Source organism: Acidomonas methanolica (assembly GCF_004346035.1).
In the GTDB taxonomy this organism is placed as follows: Bacteria; Pseudomonadota; Alphaproteobacteria; order Acetobacterales; family Acetobacteraceae; genus Acidomonas; species Acidomonas methanolica.
Window position 1 is genome coordinate 59,244 of the sequence record NZ_SLZN01000009.1, and the last position, 20,215, is coordinate 79,458.

The following is a 20,215-nucleotide window of genomic DNA, read 5'->3' on the forward strand; positions in this document are numbered from 1 at the left end:
GGTTTCGAGCCGGTCAGAGCGGCACGGGCTCCAGTTCGGAGGGGGCGTGAAGATCGAAAAAGGGCGGGCGATCCACGGTAAAGAAGCGCGAATAGGCCGGGTCCTGACGAAAGATCGCGTTGTCTTTCCAACGATTTTGGATCGTCTGCGTTTCATCGAAAAAGCGCCATTCGTTTTCCGGGGTCTGATCGGATCCGCGCGAGAGCGATTCGTGATGGAACGCGACCGCATCGGCGCAAAACACGATCCGGTATCCGGCGCTGCGGATCTTGAGACACAGATCGACGTCATTATAGGCGACCTGCAATTCCTTTTCGTCAAATCCTCCGATTTCATGGAAAACGTCCGCCCGCATCAACATGGCCGCGGCTGTCACCGCCGAGACTTCATGCGTCAGGCGGGCGCGGCCGATATAGCCGTAGTCTTCGGCCGAAAGCCCCAGATGCACATGCGCGGCCACGCCCGCCGGGCCGACCACGACGCCGGAATGCTGCACGATGCGTGTCGGATAGAGCAGCTTGGCGCCGACGGCCGCGATATCGGGCGCGGCTGTCGCCTCCCCCACCATGTATTTGAGCCAGTTGCTGTCCTCGACGAACACGTCATTATTCATGAACATGTAGAAGTCGGAGTTGGAATGTGCAACGGCGAGATTGTTCAGGCGTGAATAGTTGAAGGGCTCCTCGACGGTCAGCACGCGGACATTCGGGATCTTTCGTGCTTCCCCGATGAAGTCCCGCGCCTCTTCGGTGACGGACCAGTTGTCGACGAAAAGAATTTCGAAGTGGTTGTAGTCGGTATTGTCGAGCAGGGCGTGCAGGCACCGTCTGGTCGTCTCTATCTGGTCCTTGAAGGGAATAATGACGGTCACGCTGGGCTGCTTCGTCACTTTCCACAATACCCGATAGATCGACATATTGTTGATCGCCTCGACTTTCGCACGTGTTTTCATGCGCTTGAGATGGTCGGTGACGGCCCGGACACCGGCCTTGACCGCATATTGCTTGTTGGCGATCGAAACCGCAGTCGAGTTCGGCGTCATGCGCCAATGATACAGGATTTCGGGCACATGGACGATCTCGGAGGGGTTGAGACGTTCAGCGGCGCGGAGCATGAAATCATGGTCCTGAGCGCCGTCATACTCCGTTTTCAGATGCCCGATCGCGCGCATCGTCGCGGTGTCGATCATCGTCAGATGGCAAATATAGTTGCAGCCCAGAAGGTAGCGGTAATTGAAATCCGGTTTCAGGTTGGGATCGAGGAAGTATCCGGCCTGGTCGATCTTGTCCTCGTCCGAGTAGAGCAGCTTGCCGCCGGTGCGTTCCGCCGCGCGTACCATGACTTCGATCGCCACGTCGAGCAGCAGATCGTCATGATCGAAAAAGACCGTGTATTTGCCCTGCGCCGCGTCCATGGCGACGTTCGTGGCGTTCGAGATGCCCTGATTCTCCGCCAGCGTGAGCGCTCTTATGCGTGGATCGGCCATGCAATAGCGTGTGATCCGCGCGGCGACGTCCCGGGATTTTCCGCCGTCATCGACGATGATGAGTTCCCAGTTCCGGTAGCTCTGACCGATCACGGACTCTATTGCCGCCTCGAAATCGCGCATGAGCGGCTTGTAGGTCGGGCAGAGGACCGAGACGAGCGGCTCGTCCGTCAACGGCGTCTCCAGCCGGGCCTTCACCAGCCGGGCGCGGAGATCCGCCTGATAATGGCGGGCCCAGATGTCATAGTTGCTCAGATTGTGGCTGGGCCGTGGAATGATGTCGCGAATGTCATTCCTGAGCTGCGTCAATTCCTTTTGCAGTCGGCCGATCGTGTCGGCGATGTCCACGAGCCGCGTTTCGAGCAGATCGTTCGCGATCGAGGTGACATAGGGGCTGCCGTCGACCTCCTTGCCGTCGGGGAGGATGAAGGCCCGGAACTGCCGGGGCGCGGAGCTGCGCAAGCGGGTCGGCAGGACGACTTCATAGCCGCAATTGGGATCGCAATCGAGCGCGGCGGCGACATCGCCGCGATAGCGATCGGCCCGAACCTGCGCGATCTGCGCGCCGTCCACGGTTATTTTCAGGAGCACGCCGCCCCGGCGCGGCGTCTTGCGTGTGCTTTGGAGCGCCCATCCGCGCAGGACTCCCCGTTTGATGCCGTCAAGCACCGCTTCGTATCGGACGGGAATTTTACCGTCGAAAACCAGATGATCGACCCGCTCCGCCGCATTGGCCGGGTCAAGCGCAAGGAGGCTGGCGCGATTGCCGAGCCGAAACCCGATCCGGTGAGGTTCGCCGTCGAAAAACTGCTCCGGAATTTCGTATTCGAAGCCCAGGGGCAATCCTGTGAGACTAAGGACCTCGTCCACGTCAGGCCGGAGCCGATCGCAAAGGATCTGATCGATTTCCTGGTTGTCGATCAGGACATGCAGCTTCGCCGGCTGATGCGGAGGCAGACGATCGAAGGCCCATCCCTTCGCCAGACCCATTTCGCAGACATCAAGCGCGCCGATAAACCGTGTCGCGTCCAGGGAAGACATTATTCTATCGGTCCTTACCAGGGTCACAGGGGCCGGAATCATGGGCCGGTCCGCTACATTTCCTCAAGCGGTTACGCTTGACAATGGTCGTCCGCCGCCATGGCTGTCATCAAAGATTAATCGTGGACGCCGGACATATGATATTGTCTCGATACGGGGGCGAGGCTACAGCAGCGATGTTTGGCGGGTCCCTGAATTCAGAGAGGCAGATGACAACCGTTTCGAGCGTTGCCGAGCCAGCCCCTGTGATGAAGGCGACGAAGCCTTCCTTCTGGCAGGGAGATCAGTTCTTCCGGCTGGTTGTCCTTGGCTGCGCGACGCTCGTTCTGCTCGTGCTGGGCGGCCTCGTGATCGCGATGGGCGTGGGCGGATTGCAAGCCTTCCGGGTCTTCGGCCTCGACTTCGTCATCTCGAATGTCTGGAACCCCGTCACCAATCAGTATGGCGCTCTGGCGCCGCTTTTCGGCACGATCGGGTCCACGCTGATCGCCGTGGCCATCGCGCTGCCTCTCGCCTTCGGTTCGGCTTTCTGGCTGACGGCGATCGCTCCGGCGGCGCTCGCCGAGGCCGTGGGAACCGCCATCCAGCTACTCGCCGCCGTGCCCTCGATCATCTTCGGCATGTGGGGTTTCTTCGTGGTGGTGCCGTTCATGGCCCAGCATCTGGAGCCCATCCTCCACCACAGCTTCGCTCATACGCCCGGCATTCGCTGGCTCGTTCATGGCGCGCCGTTCGGAACGGGCCTGCTGACGGGCGGGATCGTGCTGGCCGTGATGATCACGCCCTTCATCACCGCCGTGATGCGGGACGTGTTTCTGGTCGTGCCGCCGATGCTCAAGGAAAGCGCCTACGGCCTTGGGGCCACGCGCTGGGAAGTCATACGCCGGGTGGTCGTTCCCTGGTCGCGCGCGGGGATGATCGGCAGCGTCGTGCTCGGGCTGGGGCGCGCGCTGGGCGAGACCATGGCCGTCACCTTCGTCATCGGCAACGCGAACACCATCGGCTGGTCGCTGTTCGAGCCGCGCAATACCGTCGCGTCGCTGGTCGCGCTCGAATTCCCCGAAAGTCCCGCCGGAAGCCTCAAGCTGTCAGCGCTCCTCGCGCTGGGCTTTCTCCTCGTGCTGATCTCCTTCGGGACGCTCTCCGTCGCCCGCTGGTTCCTGCGGGAGAAGAGCTGATGGGCGCGACCTCCGCGCCCGGCTGGCGCAAGAATCCACTCGCGACACGCCGCCGTGCGAGCGATCTTCTGGCGACGGGATTCGGCTATCTCGCGAGCGCCTTATTGGTCATCGCGCTCTGCTCCATTCTCTGGACTCTGCTCTCCCAGGGGGTGGCGGGCTTGTCCCTGGCCGCGATCATCCGGCCGATGGGGCCTCCGGGAAGCCATGGCGGCCTCGCCAATGCGATCGTCGGCAGCATCATCCAGACAATCATGTCGCTGGTGATCGGCGCGCCCGTCGGGCTGGCCTGCGGGATCTACCTTGCGGAATATGGCGGCACGTCACGTTTCGCGGGGACGGTGCGGTTCGTGTCCGACGTGCTGCTTTCGGCTCCATCCATTCTGGTCGGCCTGTTCGTCTATCTCGTGCTCGTCGCGCCGTTCGGTCATTTCTCGGGGCTTGCCGGCGCGGTGTCGCTCGCCATCCTCGCCGTGCCCATCATCGTCCGGACGACCGAGGACATGCTGCGTCTCGTCCCGACGGCGATGCGCGAGGCCGGCGCCGCGCTCGGCGCGGAGAAATGGAAAGTCATTCTCATGATCTGCATGAGATCGGCGGGTCCGGGGGTGCTGACGGGCATTCTCCTCGCCCTCGCGCGGGTGAGCGGCGAGACGGCGCCGCTGCTCTTCACCTCGCTGGGCAACCAGAACTGGTCCTTCTCGCTGGACAAACCGATGGCGAGCCTCCCCATAGCCATCTATCAATATGCCGGAGCCTCGTACGAGGACTGGGTGGCGCTCGCCTGGACGGGCGCGCTGTTCATCACCTTCGGCGTTCTGGCCATCAATATCGTCGTCCGCTTCGGTTTCGGACGGCAGAAGAGTTGACGGGAAACGGCAGGATATGAGCGTGATCGCAAATACTTCGGGGACGATCGCGGCGGCTCCGGCCCCGTTTCCGGCGGCCGTCGCGCTGGAGGTGCGCAATCTCGATTTCTATTACGGCACCCACAAGGCGCTGAACGACATCAGCCTCGACTACCTCTCCCGTCGCGTCACCGCCATGATCGGGCCGTCCGGATGCGGGAAGTCCACGCTGCTTCGCATCTTCAACCGGATGTATGATCTCTATCCCGGTCAGCGCGCGGAAGGCTCGGTGTTGTTCGACGGGGTGGATATCCTCGATCGCGCGCTGGACCTGAACATGTTGCGCTCGCGGATCGGCATGGTGTTCCAGAAGCCCACGCCCTTCCCAATGTCGGTCTACGACAACATCGCCTTCGGCGTGCGCCTGCATGAGCGTCTCTCGCGTGCCGAGATGGATGCCCGCGTGGAGGATGTGCTGACCCGCGTGGCGCTCTGGAAGGAGGTGCGCGACCGTCTGCGCGCCCCCGCTACGGGGCTCTCCGGCGGCCAGCAGCAGCGCCTGTGCATCGCGCGCACCATCGCCACGAAGCCGGAAGTCGTCCTGCTCGACGAGCCCACCTCGGCGCTCGACCCGATCTCGACGGCGCGCATCGAGGAACTGCTCGACGAACTCAAGCGTGATTTCACCATCGTCATCGTGACCCATAACATGCAGCAGGCCGCCCGTTGCGCGGATCGGGTCGCGTTCTTCTATCTGGGCAATCTCATCGAGGTCGATACGGCGGACCAGATTTTCACCAATCCGCGCGAGAAGCAGACGCAGGATTATATTACCGGCCGCTTCGGCTGAGGGACGCGGGGGAAGAGACCATGGGGACGGACAGTGCTCACACCGTCAAGAGCTACGAGCAGGAACTGACCCGGCTGCGTGCCCTGATGACGCGCATGGGCGGGATCGTGGAAAGTCAGGTGGCGCAGGCCATCGCCGCCGTGACCGAGCAGGACGAGCAGGCGGCCCAGGCCGCGCCCGCGCAGGACGCCCAGGTGGATGCGCTGGAGCGGGAAGTCGAGACGCTCTCCATCCGGCTGCTCGCGCTCCGCGGACCGATGGCGAGCGATCTGCGCGAGATCGTTGCCGCGCTGAAGATCACCGGCGATCTGGAGCGGATCGGCGACTATGCGAGTTCCATCGCGCGCCGCAGCCGGAAGTTCGACCTCATCGACGGCAACATCTCGCTCTCCGGGCTGAGCGCCATGGGGCGTCTCGTGCAGGACAACCTGCGCCGCGCCATCGACGCGATCAGCCAGCAGGACGCGGACCGCGCGCTCGAGGTATGGAACTCGGATCGCGAGGTCGACGAGTATTACACCGCGATGTTCCGCGCCCTCGTCACCTATATGATGGAAGACCCGCGCAAGATCACCACCTGCACGCATCTTCTCTTCATCGCCAAGAACCTTGAGCGGATCGGCGATCATGCGACCAACATCGCCGAGCGCGTCTACTACGCCGTCACCGGCGCAACGCTTCCTGCTCTTCGTCCTCGCGGTGGCGCGGCGCTGAGCGATCCCGATGAGGTCCAGCTTCCCTGATGAGCCAGAGCTCCGCCCGCGTTCTCGTCGTCGAGGACGATCCCTCCCTGCAACTCATGCTGCGCTACAATCTCGAGAAGCTGGGCTACCGGGCCGAAACCGTCGGCGACGGTGAGGCCGCCCTGTCCGCCCTGGAGGATCGCCGCCCGGACGCGGTGGTGCTGGACTGGATGCTGCCGGGGCTGTCCGGCCTCGATGTCTGCCGTCGCATCCGGGCGAATGCGCGGCTGCGGGATCTGCCCGTCCTGATGCTGACGGCGCGGTCGGACGAGCAGGACGGCATTCGCGGGCTCGATGGCGGCGCTGACGATTATATCGTCAAGCCGTGCAGCATCGAGACGCTCGATGCGCGGCTGCGCGCCGTGCTGCGCCGCACCCAGCCGGGCTATGACACGCTTTCATTCGCCGATCTGCGTCTGGACCCGGAAACCCACCGTGTGGAACGCGCGGGCCGCCTTCTGACGCTGGGTCCGACCGAATTCAAGCTGCTCGAATTTTTCATGCGTCATCCGCGGCGCGTGTTTTCCCGCGAGGACATTCTCCAGCGTCTCTGGGGCCCGAACATGCATGTCGAGTTGCGCACGATTGACGTACATATCCGTCGCCTGCGCCGCGCGCTCAATCTTGCTGACGAGCCCGATTATATCCGCACCGTCCGCGTCGCCGGTTACGCGCTCGACGACGCCCCCTGACGGGCCGGATTGTCTGCCGTCGTCTCTCTGCTTGCCGCCGCCCTGATCCCCGGTGGCGCGTGCGGCATCTTCGGCTGGTGGCTGGGCCGGCGCGGCAAGCCGGTCGAGCCGCGTGCTGCGCTCCCGTCGCTTCTGGTATCCATCCCGCGCGCGCGGCCCGAGGCGCTCGTCGAGCTTCTGCCGGTCGCCGCCGTCCTGCTCCGCAGCGAGGGCGGGCTGTCTCACGCCAATCGTGCGGCGCGCATGCAATTCGGCGAATCGCTGGGAGCGGTCATCCGACATCCAGGCGTCCATGCGGCGCTGGAACGTCTGGCAGCGGAGGAGAGCATCGCCACGACGCTGGAACTGGATGTCCCGGTGCGCCGCGTTGTGCTGGCGTCGTTCCAGCTCGTCCCGGCGGAACTGTTCCCTCCGGGCGAAGGGGAAAATGCCGAGGCGCATGTCCTGGTCATCCTCGACGACCGCTCGGACGCGGAGGCCGTGGACCGGATGCGGGCCGACTTCGTGGCGCATGCGAGCCATGAACTCCGGACGCCGCTCGCCTCTCTCGTCGGCTTCATCGAGACGCTGCGGGGGCCGGCCGCCGACGATCCCGTCGCCCAGCAACAGTTTCTCGCCATCATGGCGGCGCAGGCCGGGCGCATGCAGCGGCTGATCGACCGGCTGCTCTATCTCTCCCGCGTCCAGCGGCTCGAACATACGCGCCCGAAGAGCGTCGTCTCGGTGAGCGATGTGGTGGACCGCCTGATGGACGAGACGACGTTCCTGATGCGCGACGCCGACGCGTCATTGACCTTTCCGTTTTCCGACGAGGGTATTTTCTTCCTCGGCGACGAGGACCAGATCGTGCAGGTTCTGCTCAATCTGGTCGAGAACGCCGTCAAATACGGCGGCCCGGGCGTGGATGTGACGATCAGCCTTACGGTCGATGCGGACGTCCTGCGGTTCCTCATCGAGGATAACGGCCCCGGAATCGAGGCGCGCCATATTCCGCGCCTGACCGAGCGGTTCTACCGCATCGAGTCGCATGGCACCGCGCAGGTCTCCGGCACGGGGCTGGGGCTGTCCATCGTCAAGCACATCGTCGACCGGCATGGCGGCAAGCTGGTGATCCGGAGCAGCGTCGGACGCGGGACACAATGCGAGGTTTCGCTTCCGCTGCCCGGATAGGCGACATCTCACACGCTCTCCGCGGCCCAGTTCCGCTTCCGGCTGGTCTTGCCGATGCCCGGATTGAGGCAGTTGCAGGGATCGAGAGCGCGGTAATGCGCGGCCATCTCCGGCGGCGCGGCGTAGAGATGGCCGACATTGTGCTCGGCGGGATATTTTGCACCCCGTGCGTCGAGCAGAGCCAGGAGGTCATGCTTGACCGTTTCGGGATCGAAGCCGTTCCGCACCACGTATTCCTGATGCATCACGTGGCAGAAGAAATGTCCGTAATACACGCGGGCCGCGAGTTTTTCCGCCAGTGCGGGCGGCAGCCGTTCGAACCAGTCCCGGTCGTTGCGCCGGAGCGCTACGTCGAGCGGCACCAGCGCGGCGCATGTGCGCCGGTGCATCGTCTGATAGCGGATGGCCGCCCCCGCGACGGCGAAACGATGCAGGAAGGCCCGCGCCCCCTCTTTCGGGGTGCAGGCGAACCAATCCCCCTCATGCCCGGTGAAGAACACCGCGAGATGAGCGCGCATTGCCTCGGCCATCGTCCCGGAGACCTTGAGCATCAGATGATGTTCGAAGCGGTCGCGATAGGCTGCGAGGCGCGGCAGAATCTGGGAAGGCAGGCATTTGCTGAACGCCTGAAGCACGTGATCGGCGAGGGCGGGCGGCAGGAAGCGCGACTGCGCGGCGAATCCGTCGAACCGCGCCTTCATCGCGAACCAGCGGGGGAGGCGCTTCGTGCCGATCAGGCGGATCAGCGCCACCATGTCCCGACCGTAGCGTTCCGTGATCTCGAACGCCTCGCGATGGACGTATTCGCCCGCGATCGGCAGTTCCGGAAATCCGGTCAGCACGTCGCGCCGGAGCGTTTCCAGCACGTCGGGCGTATTGGTGCCGATATAGAAGGTCGCCGTGTCCTTTTGCGCGGGAAACGTGTCCAGCCGCGCGGCGAAGACGACCAGCCTCCCCGCGCAGCCCGCGGCGTCGTGCCAGTTTTGCGGGTTGGCGTTGAACCGCGCCGGGCTGTCCGCCTCAACATCCCGGACGCGTGTGGCGTAGCGCGCATCGTGGCCCTTCCCGGCGGTCCAGTCGATCCGGCTTTCGTCGAACGCTCCGCGTTCGAGGGCGGCGAGCATCGCTTCCGGCTCCATTTCCCCGGAGTCCGGACCCAGGGGGATGCCGAGATGATTGACCAGCCGGAGAACGCCATCCGCGCCGACCTGCCCGAACACCGCCATTTCCGTATAGGCCGGCCCCCGTTGCACGAGGGCGCCGCCTGAATTGTTGCTGACGCCGCCCAGCACGGACGCGCCGAGGCAGGACGAGCCGATCACCGAATGGGGCTCGCGCCCCAGCGGCGCCAGGAGGTGTTCGAGCGCGTGCAGCGTCGCCCCAGGCAGGCAGACGACCTGCCGTCCGCCGCCGATGACATGGATTTTGGCGAGGCGGAGCGTGTTGATGAGGACGATCTCGCGATCGTAGCCGTTTCCGTCCGGGACGGAACCGCCCGTCAGTCCGGTATTCGCCGCCTGCATCAGGACGATCTTCCCGGCGGAGACGCAGGCCTGCGCCACGCGCCAGAGTTCGACCAGCGAGCCGGGCCGGACGACGGCGAGGACAGGCCCCTCGCCGCAGCGAAACCCTTTCCGATACCGATAGGTCGCGCTGTCGGAGGTCAGCACGTGACGCCGTCCCACCAGGGCGCGCAAACTATTGAGGAATGCCGTACCAGACATCGGGCTGTGCCGTTTCAGAACGCCGCCTCCGCTTCCGCCGGTCCGGCCGTCCCCATATGCGCCGCGGTCTGCCGCACGACGGGGCCATGGCGGCGTTCCAGGCGGCGGATAGTGAAATGCGCCCGGGCCAGCGCGCGATAATGCGAGAGAAAGGCGGCGTTGAGCGAGGCGCCGCACAGCGCGCCCGCCACCGGCATCATCTGGAGCGCGAATTTGCGCGAAAGGCCGATGCCGTAATGCGACGCGACCTCCGCGACGAGCATGACCACAGGTCGTCCCCGCAGCAGCGCGCGGGCGGAGAAGAAGCCCAGTTCGCTCTCTTCATTGTCCCGTCCGGCGGGGAAGCTGCGCAGGGCGAAGACCTCCAGGCAGGCGCGGCGGGTTTCGTCATCCCGCAGATCCTCGCCCTCTTCCTGCGCGATGCGGGCGATTTCCCGCATGATGGCGAGAGTCGTGAAGCCGATATCCGGCGCGAGACCGAACGCGCCGCCGAAACCGCCCAGCGCTCCGGAAACGGCGACCGCCGCCTGCCCGGCATGGTCGCGCCATGGCGCGCGCTCCGAAGGCGGCTCGTGCTGGATGCCAAGGATGGCGACGTCAAAGGCGCGGGTGATGGCCGCTTCCGCCAGGCCCTGCAGCTTGGCCTGAAAAGCGGGGGCCATGCCGAGCCCGCGCAGGCCGAGCCTCGCCGCCTGGCCGACCGCGCCGCCCATGAGATCCGCCAGTCGCACCAGAACGCCACGGCCCTGCTCGACCCTGGCCAGCACCGACTCGAGCTGTGCGAGCGACTCGGAATCGAGCGAGAGGGCGGCGATTTCGCCCGCATAGGGCGTGGCTGGGCCATTGCTTGACGGGCCATTGCTTGTTGTCATGACGGTCTCCTCATGGCTGGCGATGCGCTTGGCGCAAGGCAAACGCAAGATGCGATAGAATTGTTCATTTGCCCATGGATGAGGATTAAGACAGACAAATGACATATGTGCGCAGATGGGGCGAGGAGACGGACGATGATCAGGAAAATTCGGACGATCGTGACGGCGACTGGCCTCATGGCGTTTTTCGCCGGGCCTGCTCTCGCCGATCCCGCGCATGACATGGCCGCCGCCGGCGCGCCCGCCGGGAAGTCGCTGACCCCCGCGCAACTCGTGGCGCTCCCGGATGGCGGCGCGCCTCCGCCGCCGCATGGCTATACCGAGGTGGAGGATAGCGAGGCCGTGCTGGCGGATTTCAGCGCGACGGTCCGGACGCATCGCACGCTCGGTCTGCCTGGAAACGAGGCGCATCAAAGCACCAATATCCCGAATGATGCGCCGTCTCATTTCAGCATCGGCAACATGCCGGTGAAATTCATCGCACCTGTCGCGCCGCCCTATACTCAGAATGTCTATCGCACGGTCGCGGGGTCGCCCGGGGTTCAGGACGACGTGCTGCTGGAGACGGACGGTCATCCCTGAACGGGGTGCCCAGCGCCTGGAAACAAAAGAGGCGCCCTATGGCGCCTGCATGATATTCTGTTCATCTGATCAGGCACCAATCGCTTCAGCAGAGACCGCCTTGACGAGACCCGCTCAACTGAAACGACCGGCGTCGTATGACATAGGCCGCCTTACGGCGGATCGGCCCCCCAATGTATGACATTGACATGGGCAACCCCTGAATATTCCATGGGTTTGCGATGGAATGTGCTTACGGAAAGACCAGATGACATATCGGCTTCCTTTCATCGCACTGCGCGAAATGGCGCATTTGTTTTGCGCTGAACTGGGCTTTACTTCCTGATCAGTGGATAGCGACCCACCGGATACTTGAAGCTGCCCGATCACCGCAAAATCACGTTAGACCCGTTTTTATGACAAATGAAAGAAATTTTTTTGACTCCCGGATTAAATTTCCGGCCGCCGCGCCTTGGGGCGCGAATCACCGCCGCTTGCGCGGCGACTCGGGTTTGCGCGTGGTGGGGCGTGGTGCGGCCTTCTTCGGTCCGAAGCCGCGGCGGCGCTCCTGCCGCTCATGCTCGCGGACACGACTCTGCTGGCGCAGCACCGCTTCGATCCAGTCATTGAGGGTTTCGCTGTTCGCCTCGGCGGCCGCGAAATCCGGATAGGCCTCGGGGAAGCGCAGCGCCAGCCAGCGCCAGGCCACGAGGCGTTTGTGTCGTTTCTCCGCGCGTTCCAGCTCTTCGCGCCCCGCCTGCACGGGTTGGGGCAGGCGACCCGTTCCCGGCGGCGGCACGGTCCGGCGGGCGGCGTGATCCGTGGCCCAGCGCGTCAGCCGGGCGATGCCGTTATCGCGCTCGTCCACCGGGCACATGGCATAGGTCCAGCGCTCGGTGAGATCGAGGCCGTCGATTCCTTCCAGCGCCGAGGCGATCTCGAAGGCCTGATCCATGTCCGCAAGGCGGTAATTCGGGTCGTCCGGACGCAGGACCGCGCGTTTGATGCGGGACAACACGCCGTAGAGACTTTCCGTGTCCATTTCTTCCGCCACGGCACGGACGATGTCGGCGTCAGGCTGGACCAGCGGTCGCAATTCGAGAATCGGCTCAGGCGGCGCGACCAGTTTCCTGTGGATGAAGGCCGGGCTGCCCGCTTCCGCCAGCACGGCGACGAGCCCGTCCTCATGCTTGCCGTAGCGCCCGGCGCGGCCGCCGATCTGTTTGATTTCCTGCGTGGTGAGGTCGCGGGTGTCGCGCCCGTCGAATTTCCGCAAGGAGCTGAACACGACACGCTTGATGGACAGGTTGAGGCCCATGCCGATCGCGTCAGTGGCGACCAGGATCTCGGCGTCGCCATCGTTGAAGCGGGCGGCTTCGGCCCGGCGCACCTCGGGCGAAAGCGCGCCGTAGACCACGGCCACGCGCCGTCCGCGCGCCAGCAATTCGGCCCGCAGATCCAGCACCTCGCGGCGGGAAAAGGCGATCACGGCGTCGCCGGCCGTCAATTCGCCCAATCGCACCGGCGCTTCGGCGGCTTTGAGCGGGCTTTTGCGCTCGAGGCTGATCTCGTCCAGCGGATCGTCGCAGAGTTCGGCGATGCGCCGGACCAGCGGCGCGCAATCCGGCGCGCCGAGAACATAGAGATGGCGCGCGGGCGCTCCCATGATCGCCGCCGTCCAGGCCGCGCCGCGATCGGGGTCCGCGAGCATCTGCGCCTCGTCGATGATCGCCACGTCGACGGGATGATGAAACGGACACATCTCGACCGTGGCTGCCAGATGGCGGGCGCCGGGCAGGGTGATGCGCTCTTCCCCCGTCGCCAGCGAGGCGGGGACGCCACGCGACAGAAGCGCCTCGCGGAATTCATGCGCCAGAAGGCGGAGAGGCGCCAGGGCCAGCCCGCTTCCGGCGGCGGCCAGCGCGTTCAGCGCAGTGTAGGACTTCCCGCTATTCGTGGGGCCTGTCACCAGGGTGATGCGGCGCTTGAGCGCGCGGGCGGTTTTGAAATGGGCGGCGTAACGGTCCAGCGCGGCGATGCGGGCGATGACGGCGTTGCCGACCTTGCGGCCCGTCGCGGGTTGCGGCTCCGGCTCGACCGGAAGCGCGCGGCCCCGCCATTCCGGAAGGTGGCGGCGGAGCTTCCGCAACTCCTCCGGATCGAACAGGAAGAGTTCCGTCCCGTCCGGCTGGGGGACGCGGCGCGCCACGGGGATGCGGTTCTCGGCGAGCCAGCGCAGGACTTCGCGCTGGCTGCAATGCAGGATCGCGGGAATCGCCGAATAGGGAACGAGACTCTCTTCCCACGTGCGGAGACGTTCCTCCTCGCGGCGCCGCCGCGCCTCGGCGCGCGCCTCGATGCGCGCTTCCTCTTCCCGCCGCGCGCGCTCCGCGGCGAGCATTTCGTCCTCGAATTGCGTATCCGCGATGCCGAACGCGGCGGCGACGGCCTGCGCCAGACGATCCACCTGCGCGCCGGACAGAAATTGCCCGGCATCCGTCAAATCCGCCTGCATCGCCTCCAGCACCGCGCGCGGCGTGTCGCCGAGTTCGCGCATGCGTTCGGCGAGCACCTCGTCCAGCACGGCGCGCAGACCCCCGGCTGTCGCGCGTGGATCATGCATCCGGCTGACGGCCTCGAGCACATCCGGCTTCGTGACCCATTGCTCGCCCGCGCGACGGGCGGCGTTCATCAGTTGCGCCGCCCAGTCCTTGCGGCGCACGTCGCAGAGGCAACGCTCGTAATCGGCCGGTGCGACGTGATCGGCTCCCGGCGCGAGGGCGCGCGCGACCAGTTTTTCGAGCCGGGGCCATTCGCGCGCGGCGGGCGTCAGGCCGGTTTCTTCGGCGGCGGCGGCGATCGCGCGGGCGGCGGGAGAGGAGGCGGCGTCCATGGCTATGCTTGTGCGGGAGTTTCGAGCCTGTCGCAACGCCTGCCGATGGCGCTCAGCGCGGGCAGAGGCGTCTCTCCACGATGCCGCAGACGATATGACCGGCGGTGATGTGGACTTGCTGGATCACCGGCGTCCAGTCCGACGAGGCGCTGAAGACGTGATCGACATCCGGCAGGTCCGTGGTGGCGGAACCGCAAAAGGCGATGGTGGTCAGTCCCGCGCGTCGCGCCTCGGTGAAGGCGCGCAGGATATTGGGGGAGCGGCCGGACGTCGAAATGCCCAGAAACACGTCTCCCGGGCGGCCAAGGGCGAGCACCTGCCGGGCGAAGACATGCTCGTAGCCATAATCGTTGCTGATGGCGGTGAGGCTGGAACTGTCCGTCGTCAGCGCCACGGCGGCGAGCGGGCGGCGGTCGTACATCAGCCGCGCGGTGAATTCGCTCGCGATATGCTGGGCGTCTCCCGCGCTGCCGCCATTCCCGGCGGTCAGCAGCTTGCCTCCCGCCGCGAGCGAATCGGCGATGAGGCCGCCGAGTTCCAGCAATTGCGCGGCGAGCCGCCGGTCCGATGCGAAAGCGGACATCGCCGCCGCGGATTTATCGAGATAATCCCGCATGAAGGCGCGATCCCCGTCGAGATCCATATGGAGGGGAACGGCATCGAGAGGGGAAGCGGCGAATGGCATGACGAAGGCAGTCCGGAAAGAAAACGATGCGAGCCCGGCGAAAACGACCGTGGCGCGGTGATCGGGATATTAGAGGGAAATGCTGAACAAGGCATTAACAGATTGGGGAACAGAGTGGGGCCTCCGCTTGAAAGTCGTCGCCGCGGCGCGGATCGGCGTCATGCCGCCGCGCGTTCGAAGCGATAGATATTGTGCCGCCCGCGCATGAAGATCGTCGTGCCGCGCGGAAACAGGCCGGCGATCGTGGGGTCGGAGACGTCCAGACCTCCGGTGTAAGCGCCGAAGGCCGGGAGGATCAGCCGCCTCTCATCCGTTATGAAACAGGCCCGGGCGATGAGTTGGCCGCGCAGCCGCATCCGGGCCTTGGGATGGAAATGTCCGGATATTTCAATCTGCTCCCCAGTGCGGTCCGCACTCGCCTCGTGCCGGAACACGAACGGCCCCCTTGAGGCGATCGTGGCCCGATGACCGGGCAGTTCCGGGTCTGGCTCGGGATCGTGATTGCCGGACAGCCAGACCGTTTCGATCCGCGCGGCGATGGCCAGAAGGCGCGCTTTCAACACTCTGTCGAGGCGTGCCCAGCCGCCCGCGTCGTGAAAGCTGTCGCCCAGGGCCAGCAGTCGCGCGGGGGCATGCCGTTCGATCGCGTCCTCCAGCGCCGCGAGCGTTTCGACACTGTCCCATGGAGGCAGGATGAGCCCGTGACGATCGAAGGCAGTGCCTTTTTCCAGATGGAGATCGGCCACCACCAGCAGGCTTTCCTCCGGCCAGAACAGCGCGCCGGAGGGATCGAGCAGGAGACGCGCCCCTCCGAGGACGAGCGGCGCGGTGTTCACCGGGAAGCTATCATTGAGGACGCGGCGTGCAGTCCGGCGTGACCGGCCTGCCGTTCATGACCGCGTCGGTGAAGGCCGCCGAGGCGGGGAGGGAGGCGAGGACCGTCTCGGAATGGTCCTTGCCTTTGTAGAGATGGGCCTGAACGAGCGTTCCCGCCGCGCAGGCATCCTTGACGAGGGCAAGCTGGCTGAGCGGCGCGACGTCGGTATCCGCCGTCCCGGTGCCGACGAAGAGGGGAGCGGAGAGTTTCAGCGTGGGGTAAGCCATGGCGCGAATGACCGGCGCGAGCACTTTGGGCAGGGCGGGCGTGAAGGCGTTCTTCTGCGTCAGCCCGTCCGCCTTGATGATGTCATGCAGAGGGGCGAGGCACTCGGTCGATGCTGCGTGGAACGCATTCATGGCCTTGGGCGTGTAGGCCAGCTTCGGGTCGAATGTCGGGTCGATGCTGGCCTGTCCTGCGCCCATCAGGAGCATATAGGCGATCACCCAGCTCGAATCACCTTGCCCGTCGCCCTTGTGGCGCCCCTCCTTGCGTCCGCTGGCGAAGAGAGTCTTCGCGATTTGCGGGGTGATGTAGGGGATACCCGTCGCGACCGTTCCCCGGATGTCGAGCTTCGGAGCATAGAGCGGCGCGTAGGCGGCGGCGGCGAAGGCCGCGCCCCCGCCCTGCGACTGGCCGACGATCATGACGGTGTTGCGCAGGTCCGGCAGGCCGGAGAGGGCGGCGCGTACGCTGTCCAGCACGCTATACGCCTCGGCGCGGGCGTTCAGGTAAGGATGCGGCCCCTCGCCGCCGAGGCCCTGATAATCGGTGGCGACGACGGCGAAGCCGCGCTTCAGCCAGGCGTCGAGATACTCCTTGTCGCGCGCCGAATGCGGGTTGCGCGACGGGGCGCATTGATCGGCGATTCCGACGGTGCCGTGCGCCCAGGCGACGACGGGCCAGCCCCCGGCGGGTGCGGGCCCGTCGGGATAGAGCACTTCGCCCGTTACCTGCACGAGGCCGGAGCCGGTGACGCCGTTCGTCGCCAGATAGGAGATCGACAGCGCCTTGCTCGCGTCGGGTACGGAAAGGGCGGGATCGAGAGGCGTGCTGGAGACCAACTGTCCCGGGGCTTGCGCCGGGGGGACGGTCGAAGCGGTCTTCTCCGCGCCGGAATCATCCGCGCATCCCGCGAGAAGGAGCAGCGCGGCGGAACTGAGGGCGACAGTCAGGGTCTTCATGGCGGGTTCGGTGTCCGGTGAGGAGGGGTCAGCGGGCGGGCTTGCGGAATTTCAATATGGCCTGATCGGTCCGGCCCCGGATGGAGGGATCGAAGACCGGCTTGTCATGCGGGTCCGAAGGGTTGGCGAGCGCCTTGCTTTCGGCCTGGAAGACGAATCCCGCCGCCTCCGCCTGCTGGCGGATGAGCGCCGGGTCGATGCGATGCAGGGATGCGAGATCGCCGGTTGCGCCCGGTGCGGCGACATGGTCGATCACCATGAAGATTCCCCCCGGCTTCAGGGCCGCGAAGGCCGCCTTGTCGAAGGCGAGCGCCGCGTCCGGACTCTGGCCGTAATACAGATCATGGTAATTCTGGGAGGTCCAGACCATATCCACCTTGCGCGGCAGGGCGAGTGCGTCGAGTTTTCGGGTGACGACGGAGACATTCGCGAAGGAGGGCTGCTGCGCGAGCGCGTTCATCGCGTTGAGTGCGCCGGGATGTTTCTCCAGGAGCCAGGCCGGCTCGACGGCCCAGACATGGCCGGTCGGCCCGACCGCATTCGCGAACAGCCGGGTGAAATAGCCCTGGCCCGGCATCACGTCCGCGATCGCCATGCCGCGCCGCACGCCGGCGAAGGCCAGAAGCGCCGCGGGTTTGCGGTCGGCGTCGCGGGCGCGGTCCGTCGCGGGACGATCGGCGTTGCTGATCGCCTGCGCGATGGCGAGTCCGGGACTGCCGGCGGAGAGCGTGGTGGCAATCCGGGCATGGGCCGCCGGGGGGAAGGCGGCCGCCGCCAGCCCGAGCACGGCGGCGCTCCAGAAGGCGGCGCGGGGAAGGGCGGCACATCGTGCAGTCATCATGTCTCAACTCCGGTTTGCTCTGTCAGCCCTCCCGCCGGCCGTCCTGTCGGCGGGAGGGCGACGGCGCTCCCTGCTACGGTAGCCAGAATGACCCGTGTCCGGAAGGGGCTCGTTGGTGGCCGGAGCGATCGCCTCGGCCATCAGCATTTCCGCCTCCGCCAGCAACTCGTCCTCCGCCATGCCGCCCACGCGCTCGCGGCCCATCTCCAGCATGATCGGCACGGCGAGCGGCGAAATATGGTCGAGGCGGCGATGCACCAGCCCCTCCCGCGCGCGCCTGAGCATCGCGGCGATGCGGGAGAGGTCGGTCAGGCCGCTCGCCGCGTCGGCCCATGTCGCGCGGAGCAGGATGTGATCGGGCTGATGCTTGCGGAGCACGTCATAGAGAAGATCAGTGCTGACGGTGATCTGGCGTCCGGTCTTCCGGCGCGAGGGAAGATCGCGGTCCACGAGCCCGGCGATGATCGCGACGTTGCGGAAGGTGCGGCGCAGGAGCGAGCTTTCCGCCATCCAGTCGTCCAGATCCTCGCCCAGCATGTCCTCGCTGAACAGCTCCGCGATGTCCGTCGGCTCGCGCAGGCACCAGCAGGCGATGACGTAATCGGTGGCGACGAAGCCCAGCGGCCCGCATCCGGCGCGCTCCAGCCGCCGCGTAAGAAGCAGGCCCAGCGTCTGATGAGCGTTCCGCCCCTCGAACGTATAGGCGACGAGATGCCAGTGCCCGTGACGCGGGAAGGTCTCGACGAGCAGCCCGCCTTCTCCGGGCAGTTCGGAGCGGCGCGCCTGCGCCGCGAGCCATTCGCGTACGGGGTCGGGCAGGGTCGGCCACGCGCGTTTGTCGTGCAGGAGCGCGCGCACGCGGCGGGCGAGATTGCTGGTGATCGCCATCCAGCTTCCGCCATAGACCGGGATTTTGGGCCGGTCGCCGCTCCCGCGCGCGACCTCGATCGCCATGTCGCGAATCCCGAGAAAGACGAGCTGCTCCCCGCCGAAGACGAAGCTGTCGCCCTCGGTCAGTTGATTGGCGAAATACTCCTCCACCTCGCCGAGGACGGGCCCGCCGCGCAGGCGGATTCGGAGCATCGGCGCTTCGACGATGGTGCCGATATTCATGCGGTACTGCCGCACGACCTGCTCGTTCCGCACCCAATATTGGCCAAGGGAATCGATCACGAGGCGGCGATGGCGGTCATAGGCGCGCAGGGCGTAGCCGCCATGCTCGACATAGGCCAGCACGTCGTCGAAATCCGCGCGGGCGAGAGCGGCGTAAGGCCCGGCGGAGGTGATCTCCGCATAGAGCACATCGGCGGTGAAGGGCGCGGCGCAGGCCATTCCGAGGACATGCTGCGCCAGCACGTCCAGTCCGCCGGGGCGCGGGGCGGGGCCGTCGAGATCGCCCGCCGCGACGGCCTGGCGGGCGGCCTCGCATTCCAGCACCTCGAAGCGGCTGGCGGGGACGAGAAGGGCGCGCGAGGGCTCGTCCAGCCGGTGGTTGGCGCGGCCGATGCGCTGCATGAGGCGGGAGACGGATTTCGGCGCGCCGATCTGGAGGATCTGGTCCACCCCGGCCCAGTCGATCCCGAGATCCAGCGAGGCCGTGGCGACGATGGCGCGCAATTTCCCCTCGGCCATGGCCGTCTCGACACGGCTCCGCTGCTCGATCTCCAGCGAGCCGTGATGCAGCGCGATGGGCAGCGTCTCGTCGTTGATCCGCCAGAGCGCCTGAAAGATCAGCTCCGCCTGCGCCCGCGTGTTGACGAAGACGATGCTCATCCCGGCGGCCCGGATGCGGGACAGCACGGCCTGCGCGGCGTTGACGCCCATATGCCCCGCCCAGGGCAGATACCAGTCCTCCGAATCCGCCATGCCGGACGGGATCAGCGTCCGCACGTCCGGCGGAGCGCCCGCGCGTGCCTGTACGAGACGGACGCGCCGCGCCTCTCCCCCCGGCGCGAGGAAGGCCGCGACCGTCGCGGGATCGGCGATGGTCGCGGACAGGCCGGTCCGCCGCGCCTGCGGGGCGAGGCGGGACAGGCGGGCGAGGCAGAGCGCCAGATGATCGCCGCGCTTGGTGCCGTAGAGCGCGTGGATCTCGTCGATCACCACGGCGCGCATATTCCCGAACAGCGCGGGCGAATCGGGCCAGGACAGCATCAGGGCGAGGCTCTCCGGCGTGGTCAGGAGGATGTCCGGCGGGGCCGCGCGCTGCCGGGCGCGGGCAGCGGCGGAGGTGTCGCCCGTTCGCGACTCGATGCGGACGGGAAGGTCCATCTCCGCGACGGGGCGGGAGAGCGTGCGGGCGATATCGGCGGTCAGCGCCTTGAGGGGGGAGATATAGACCGTGTGGATGCCGCGCCGCTGCTCCGGCGGCGTTTCGGACAGTTCGATCAGGCTCGGCAGGAACCCGGCCAGGGTCTTGCCCCCGCCCGTCGGGGCGATGAGCAGGGCGGACTGTCCCTTTCGCGCCAGAGCCGCCATTTCGATCTGATGCGGATAGGGGTGCCACCCATTGGCCGTGAACCACGTTGAGAAGAGGGCGGGCAACGTCATGATCGGGCCAGGAGATGGGC

General features: G+C 66.1%; 16 protein-coding genes. 7 read left to right on the plus strand and 9 right to left on the minus strand.

Annotation, left to right across the window (positions count from 1 at the left end; genetic code table 11):
- Nucleotides 1-13: 13 nt before the first annotated feature.
- Nucleotides 14-2,527: a glycosyltransferase family 2 protein gene (locus tag EDC31_RS08845; protein WP_052511771.1), complete on the minus strand. Its 2,514-nt coding sequence runs from the start codon at nucleotides 2,525-2,527 to the stop codon at nucleotides 14-16.
- Between the two features lie 209 nt (nucleotides 2,528-2,736).
- On the opposite strand from EDC31_RS08845, the gene pstC reads away from it, so the two are divergent.
- Genes pstC through EDC31_RS08875 form a run of 6 tightly spaced genes read left to right on the plus strand, consistent with a single transcriptional unit; the run spans nucleotide 2,737 to nucleotide 8,008 of the window.
- Nucleotides 2,737-3,705, plus strand: a complete 969-nt coding sequence (gene pstC, locus EDC31_RS08850; RefSeq protein ID WP_132127006.1) for a phosphate ABC transporter permease subunit PstC — start codon at nucleotides 2,737-2,739, stop codon at nucleotides 3,703-3,705.
- Nucleotides 3,705-4,574, plus strand: coding sequence for a phosphate ABC transporter permease PstA (gene pstA, locus EDC31_RS08855; protein WP_042057346.1), 870 nt, complete (start codon nucleotides 3,705-3,707; stop codon nucleotides 4,572-4,574). The genes pstC and pstA overlap by 1 nt, the downstream gene beginning before the upstream one ends.
- Before the next feature lie 16 nt (nucleotides 4,575-4,590).
- On the plus strand, nucleotides 4,591-5,403 hold the full coding sequence (pstB, locus tag EDC31_RS08860; protein ID WP_081797489.1) for a phosphate ABC transporter ATP-binding protein PstB: 813 nt from the start codon (nucleotides 4,591-4,593) through the stop codon (nucleotides 5,401-5,403).
- Nucleotides 5,404-5,423: 20 nt separating this feature from the next.
- Nucleotides 5,424-6,146, plus strand: coding sequence for a phosphate signaling complex protein PhoU (gene phoU, locus EDC31_RS08865; protein WP_042057343.1), 723 nt, complete (start codon nucleotides 5,424-5,426; stop codon nucleotides 6,144-6,146).
- Complete coding sequence (gene phoB, locus EDC31_RS08870; protein WP_042057341.1) at nucleotides 6,146-6,838, plus strand: phosphate regulon transcriptional regulator PhoB; 693 nt, start codon at nucleotides 6,146-6,148, stop codon at nucleotides 6,836-6,838. Before phoU ends, phoB begins: the two co-directional genes overlap by 1 nt.
- Nucleotides 6,839-6,847: 9 nt before the next feature.
- A complete protein-coding gene (locus EDC31_RS08875) occupies nucleotides 6,848-8,008 on the plus strand; it encodes an ATP-binding protein (protein ID WP_042057339.1) in 1,161 nt (386 codons plus the stop codon).
- Nucleotides 8,009-8,016: 8 nt separating this feature from the next.
- On the opposite strand, the gene dld is transcribed toward EDC31_RS08875, so the two are convergent.
- Nucleotides 8,017-9,732: a D-lactate dehydrogenase gene (gene dld, locus EDC31_RS08880; RefSeq protein ID WP_042057337.1), complete on the minus strand. Its 1,716-nt coding sequence runs from the start codon at nucleotides 9,730-9,732 to the stop codon at nucleotides 8,017-8,019.
- A 14-nt stretch (nucleotides 9,733-9,746) separates the two neighbouring features.
- Nucleotides 9,747-10,604 (minus strand): EcsC family protein, encoded by an 858-nt coding sequence (locus EDC31_RS08885; protein ID WP_042057335.1) that lies wholly within the window; start codon nucleotides 10,602-10,604, stop codon nucleotides 9,747-9,749.
- A gap of 135 nt (nucleotides 10,605-10,739) precedes the next feature.
- On the opposite strand from EDC31_RS08885, the gene EDC31_RS08890 reads away from it, so the two are divergent.
- Nucleotides 10,740-11,186, plus strand: coding sequence for a hypothetical protein (locus tag EDC31_RS08890; protein WP_052511769.1), 447 nt, complete (start codon nucleotides 10,740-10,742; stop codon nucleotides 11,184-11,186).
- Between the two features lie 463 nt (nucleotides 11,187-11,649).
- Here the strand turns inward: EDC31_RS08890 and EDC31_RS08895 are convergent, their stop codons facing one another.
- The 6 genes from EDC31_RS08895 to EDC31_RS08920 form a co-directional block, all read right to left on the minus strand.
- The gene (locus tag EDC31_RS08895; protein ID WP_042057334.1) at nucleotides 11,650-14,058 is read right to left on the minus strand and encodes a helicase-related protein; all 2,409 of its coding nucleotides are present in this window, start codon (nucleotides 14,056-14,058) and stop codon (nucleotides 11,650-11,652) included.
- A gap of 52 nt (nucleotides 14,059-14,110) precedes the next feature.
- Nucleotides 14,111-14,743: a D-sedoheptulose 7-phosphate isomerase gene (locus tag EDC31_RS08900; RefSeq protein WP_042057332.1), complete on the minus strand. Its 633-nt coding sequence runs from the start codon at nucleotides 14,741-14,743 to the stop codon at nucleotides 14,111-14,113.
- A 158-nt stretch (nucleotides 14,744-14,901) separates the two neighbouring features.
- A complete protein-coding gene (gene pdeM, locus EDC31_RS08905; protein WP_042057330.1) occupies nucleotides 14,902-15,579 on the minus strand; it encodes a ligase-associated DNA damage response endonuclease PdeM in 678 nt (225 codons plus the stop codon).
- Between the two features lie 10 nt (nucleotides 15,580-15,589).
- The gene (locus tag EDC31_RS08910) at nucleotides 15,590-16,804 is read right to left on the minus strand and encodes an alpha/beta fold hydrolase (protein WP_042057328.1); all 1,215 of its coding nucleotides are present in this window, start codon (nucleotides 16,802-16,804) and stop codon (nucleotides 15,590-15,592) included.
- A 28-nt stretch (nucleotides 16,805-16,832) separates the two neighbouring features.
- Nucleotides 16,833-17,645: a class I SAM-dependent methyltransferase gene (locus EDC31_RS08915; protein ID WP_052511767.1), complete on the minus strand. Its 813-nt coding sequence runs from the start codon at nucleotides 17,643-17,645 to the stop codon at nucleotides 16,833-16,835.
- 3 nt (nucleotides 17,646-17,648) lie between these two features.
- Nucleotides 17,649-20,195, minus strand: coding sequence for a ligase-associated DNA damage response DEXH box helicase (locus EDC31_RS08920; RefSeq protein WP_042057326.1), 2,547 nt, complete (start codon nucleotides 20,193-20,195; stop codon nucleotides 17,649-17,651).
- Nucleotides 20,196-20,215: the final 20 nt, after the last annotated feature.

Bases quoted from the DNA above. Each gene is read 5' to 3' on its own strand.
- EDC31_RS08895 (WP_042057334.1), bottom strand. From the start codon at position 14,058: ATGGACGCCGCCTCCTCTCCCGCCGCCCGCGCGATCGCCGCCGCCGCC.
- EDC31_RS08890 (WP_052511769.1), top strand. From the start codon at position 10,740: ATGATCAGGAAAATTCGGACGATCGTGACGGCGACTGGCCTCATGGCG.
- EDC31_RS08845 (WP_052511771.1), bottom strand. From the start codon at position 2,527: ATGTCTTCCCTGGACGCGACACGGTTTATCGGCGCGCTTGATGTCTGC.
- EDC31_RS08885 (WP_042057335.1), bottom strand. From the start codon at position 10,604: ATGACAACAAGCAATGGCCCGTCAAGCAATGGCCCAGCCACGCCCTAT.
- pstC (WP_132127006.1), top strand. From the start codon at position 2,737: ATGACAACCGTTTCGAGCGTTGCCGAGCCAGCCCCTGTGATGAAGGCG.
- dld (WP_042057337.1), bottom strand. From the start codon at position 9,732: ATGTCTGGTACGGCATTCCTCAATAGTTTGCGCGCCCTGGTGGGACGG.
- EDC31_RS08910 (WP_042057328.1), bottom strand. From the start codon at position 16,804: ATGAAGACCCTGACTGTCGCCCTCAGTTCCGCCGCGCTGCTCCTTCTC.
- pstA (WP_042057346.1), top strand. From the start codon at position 3,705: ATGGGCGCGACCTCCGCGCCCGGCTGGCGCAAGAATCCACTCGCGACA.
- EDC31_RS08900 (WP_042057332.1), bottom strand. From the start codon at position 14,743: ATGCCATTCGCCGCTTCCCCTCTCGATGCCGTTCCCCTCCATATGGAT.
- phoB (WP_042057341.1), top strand. From the start codon at position 6,146: ATGAGCCAGAGCTCCGCCCGCGTTCTCGTCGTCGAGGACGATCCCTCC.
- pstB (WP_081797489.1), top strand. From the start codon at position 4,591: ATGAGCGTGATCGCAAATACTTCGGGGACGATCGCGGCGGCTCCGGCC.
- EDC31_RS08920 (WP_042057326.1), bottom strand. From the start codon at position 20,195: ATGACGTTGCCCGCCCTCTTCTCAACGTGGTTCACGGCCAATGGGTGG.
- EDC31_RS08915 (WP_052511767.1), bottom strand. From the start codon at position 17,645: ATGATGACTGCACGATGTGCCGCCCTTCCCCGCGCCGCCTTCTGGAGC.
- phoU (WP_042057343.1), top strand. From the start codon at position 5,424: ATGGGGACGGACAGTGCTCACACCGTCAAGAGCTACGAGCAGGAACTG.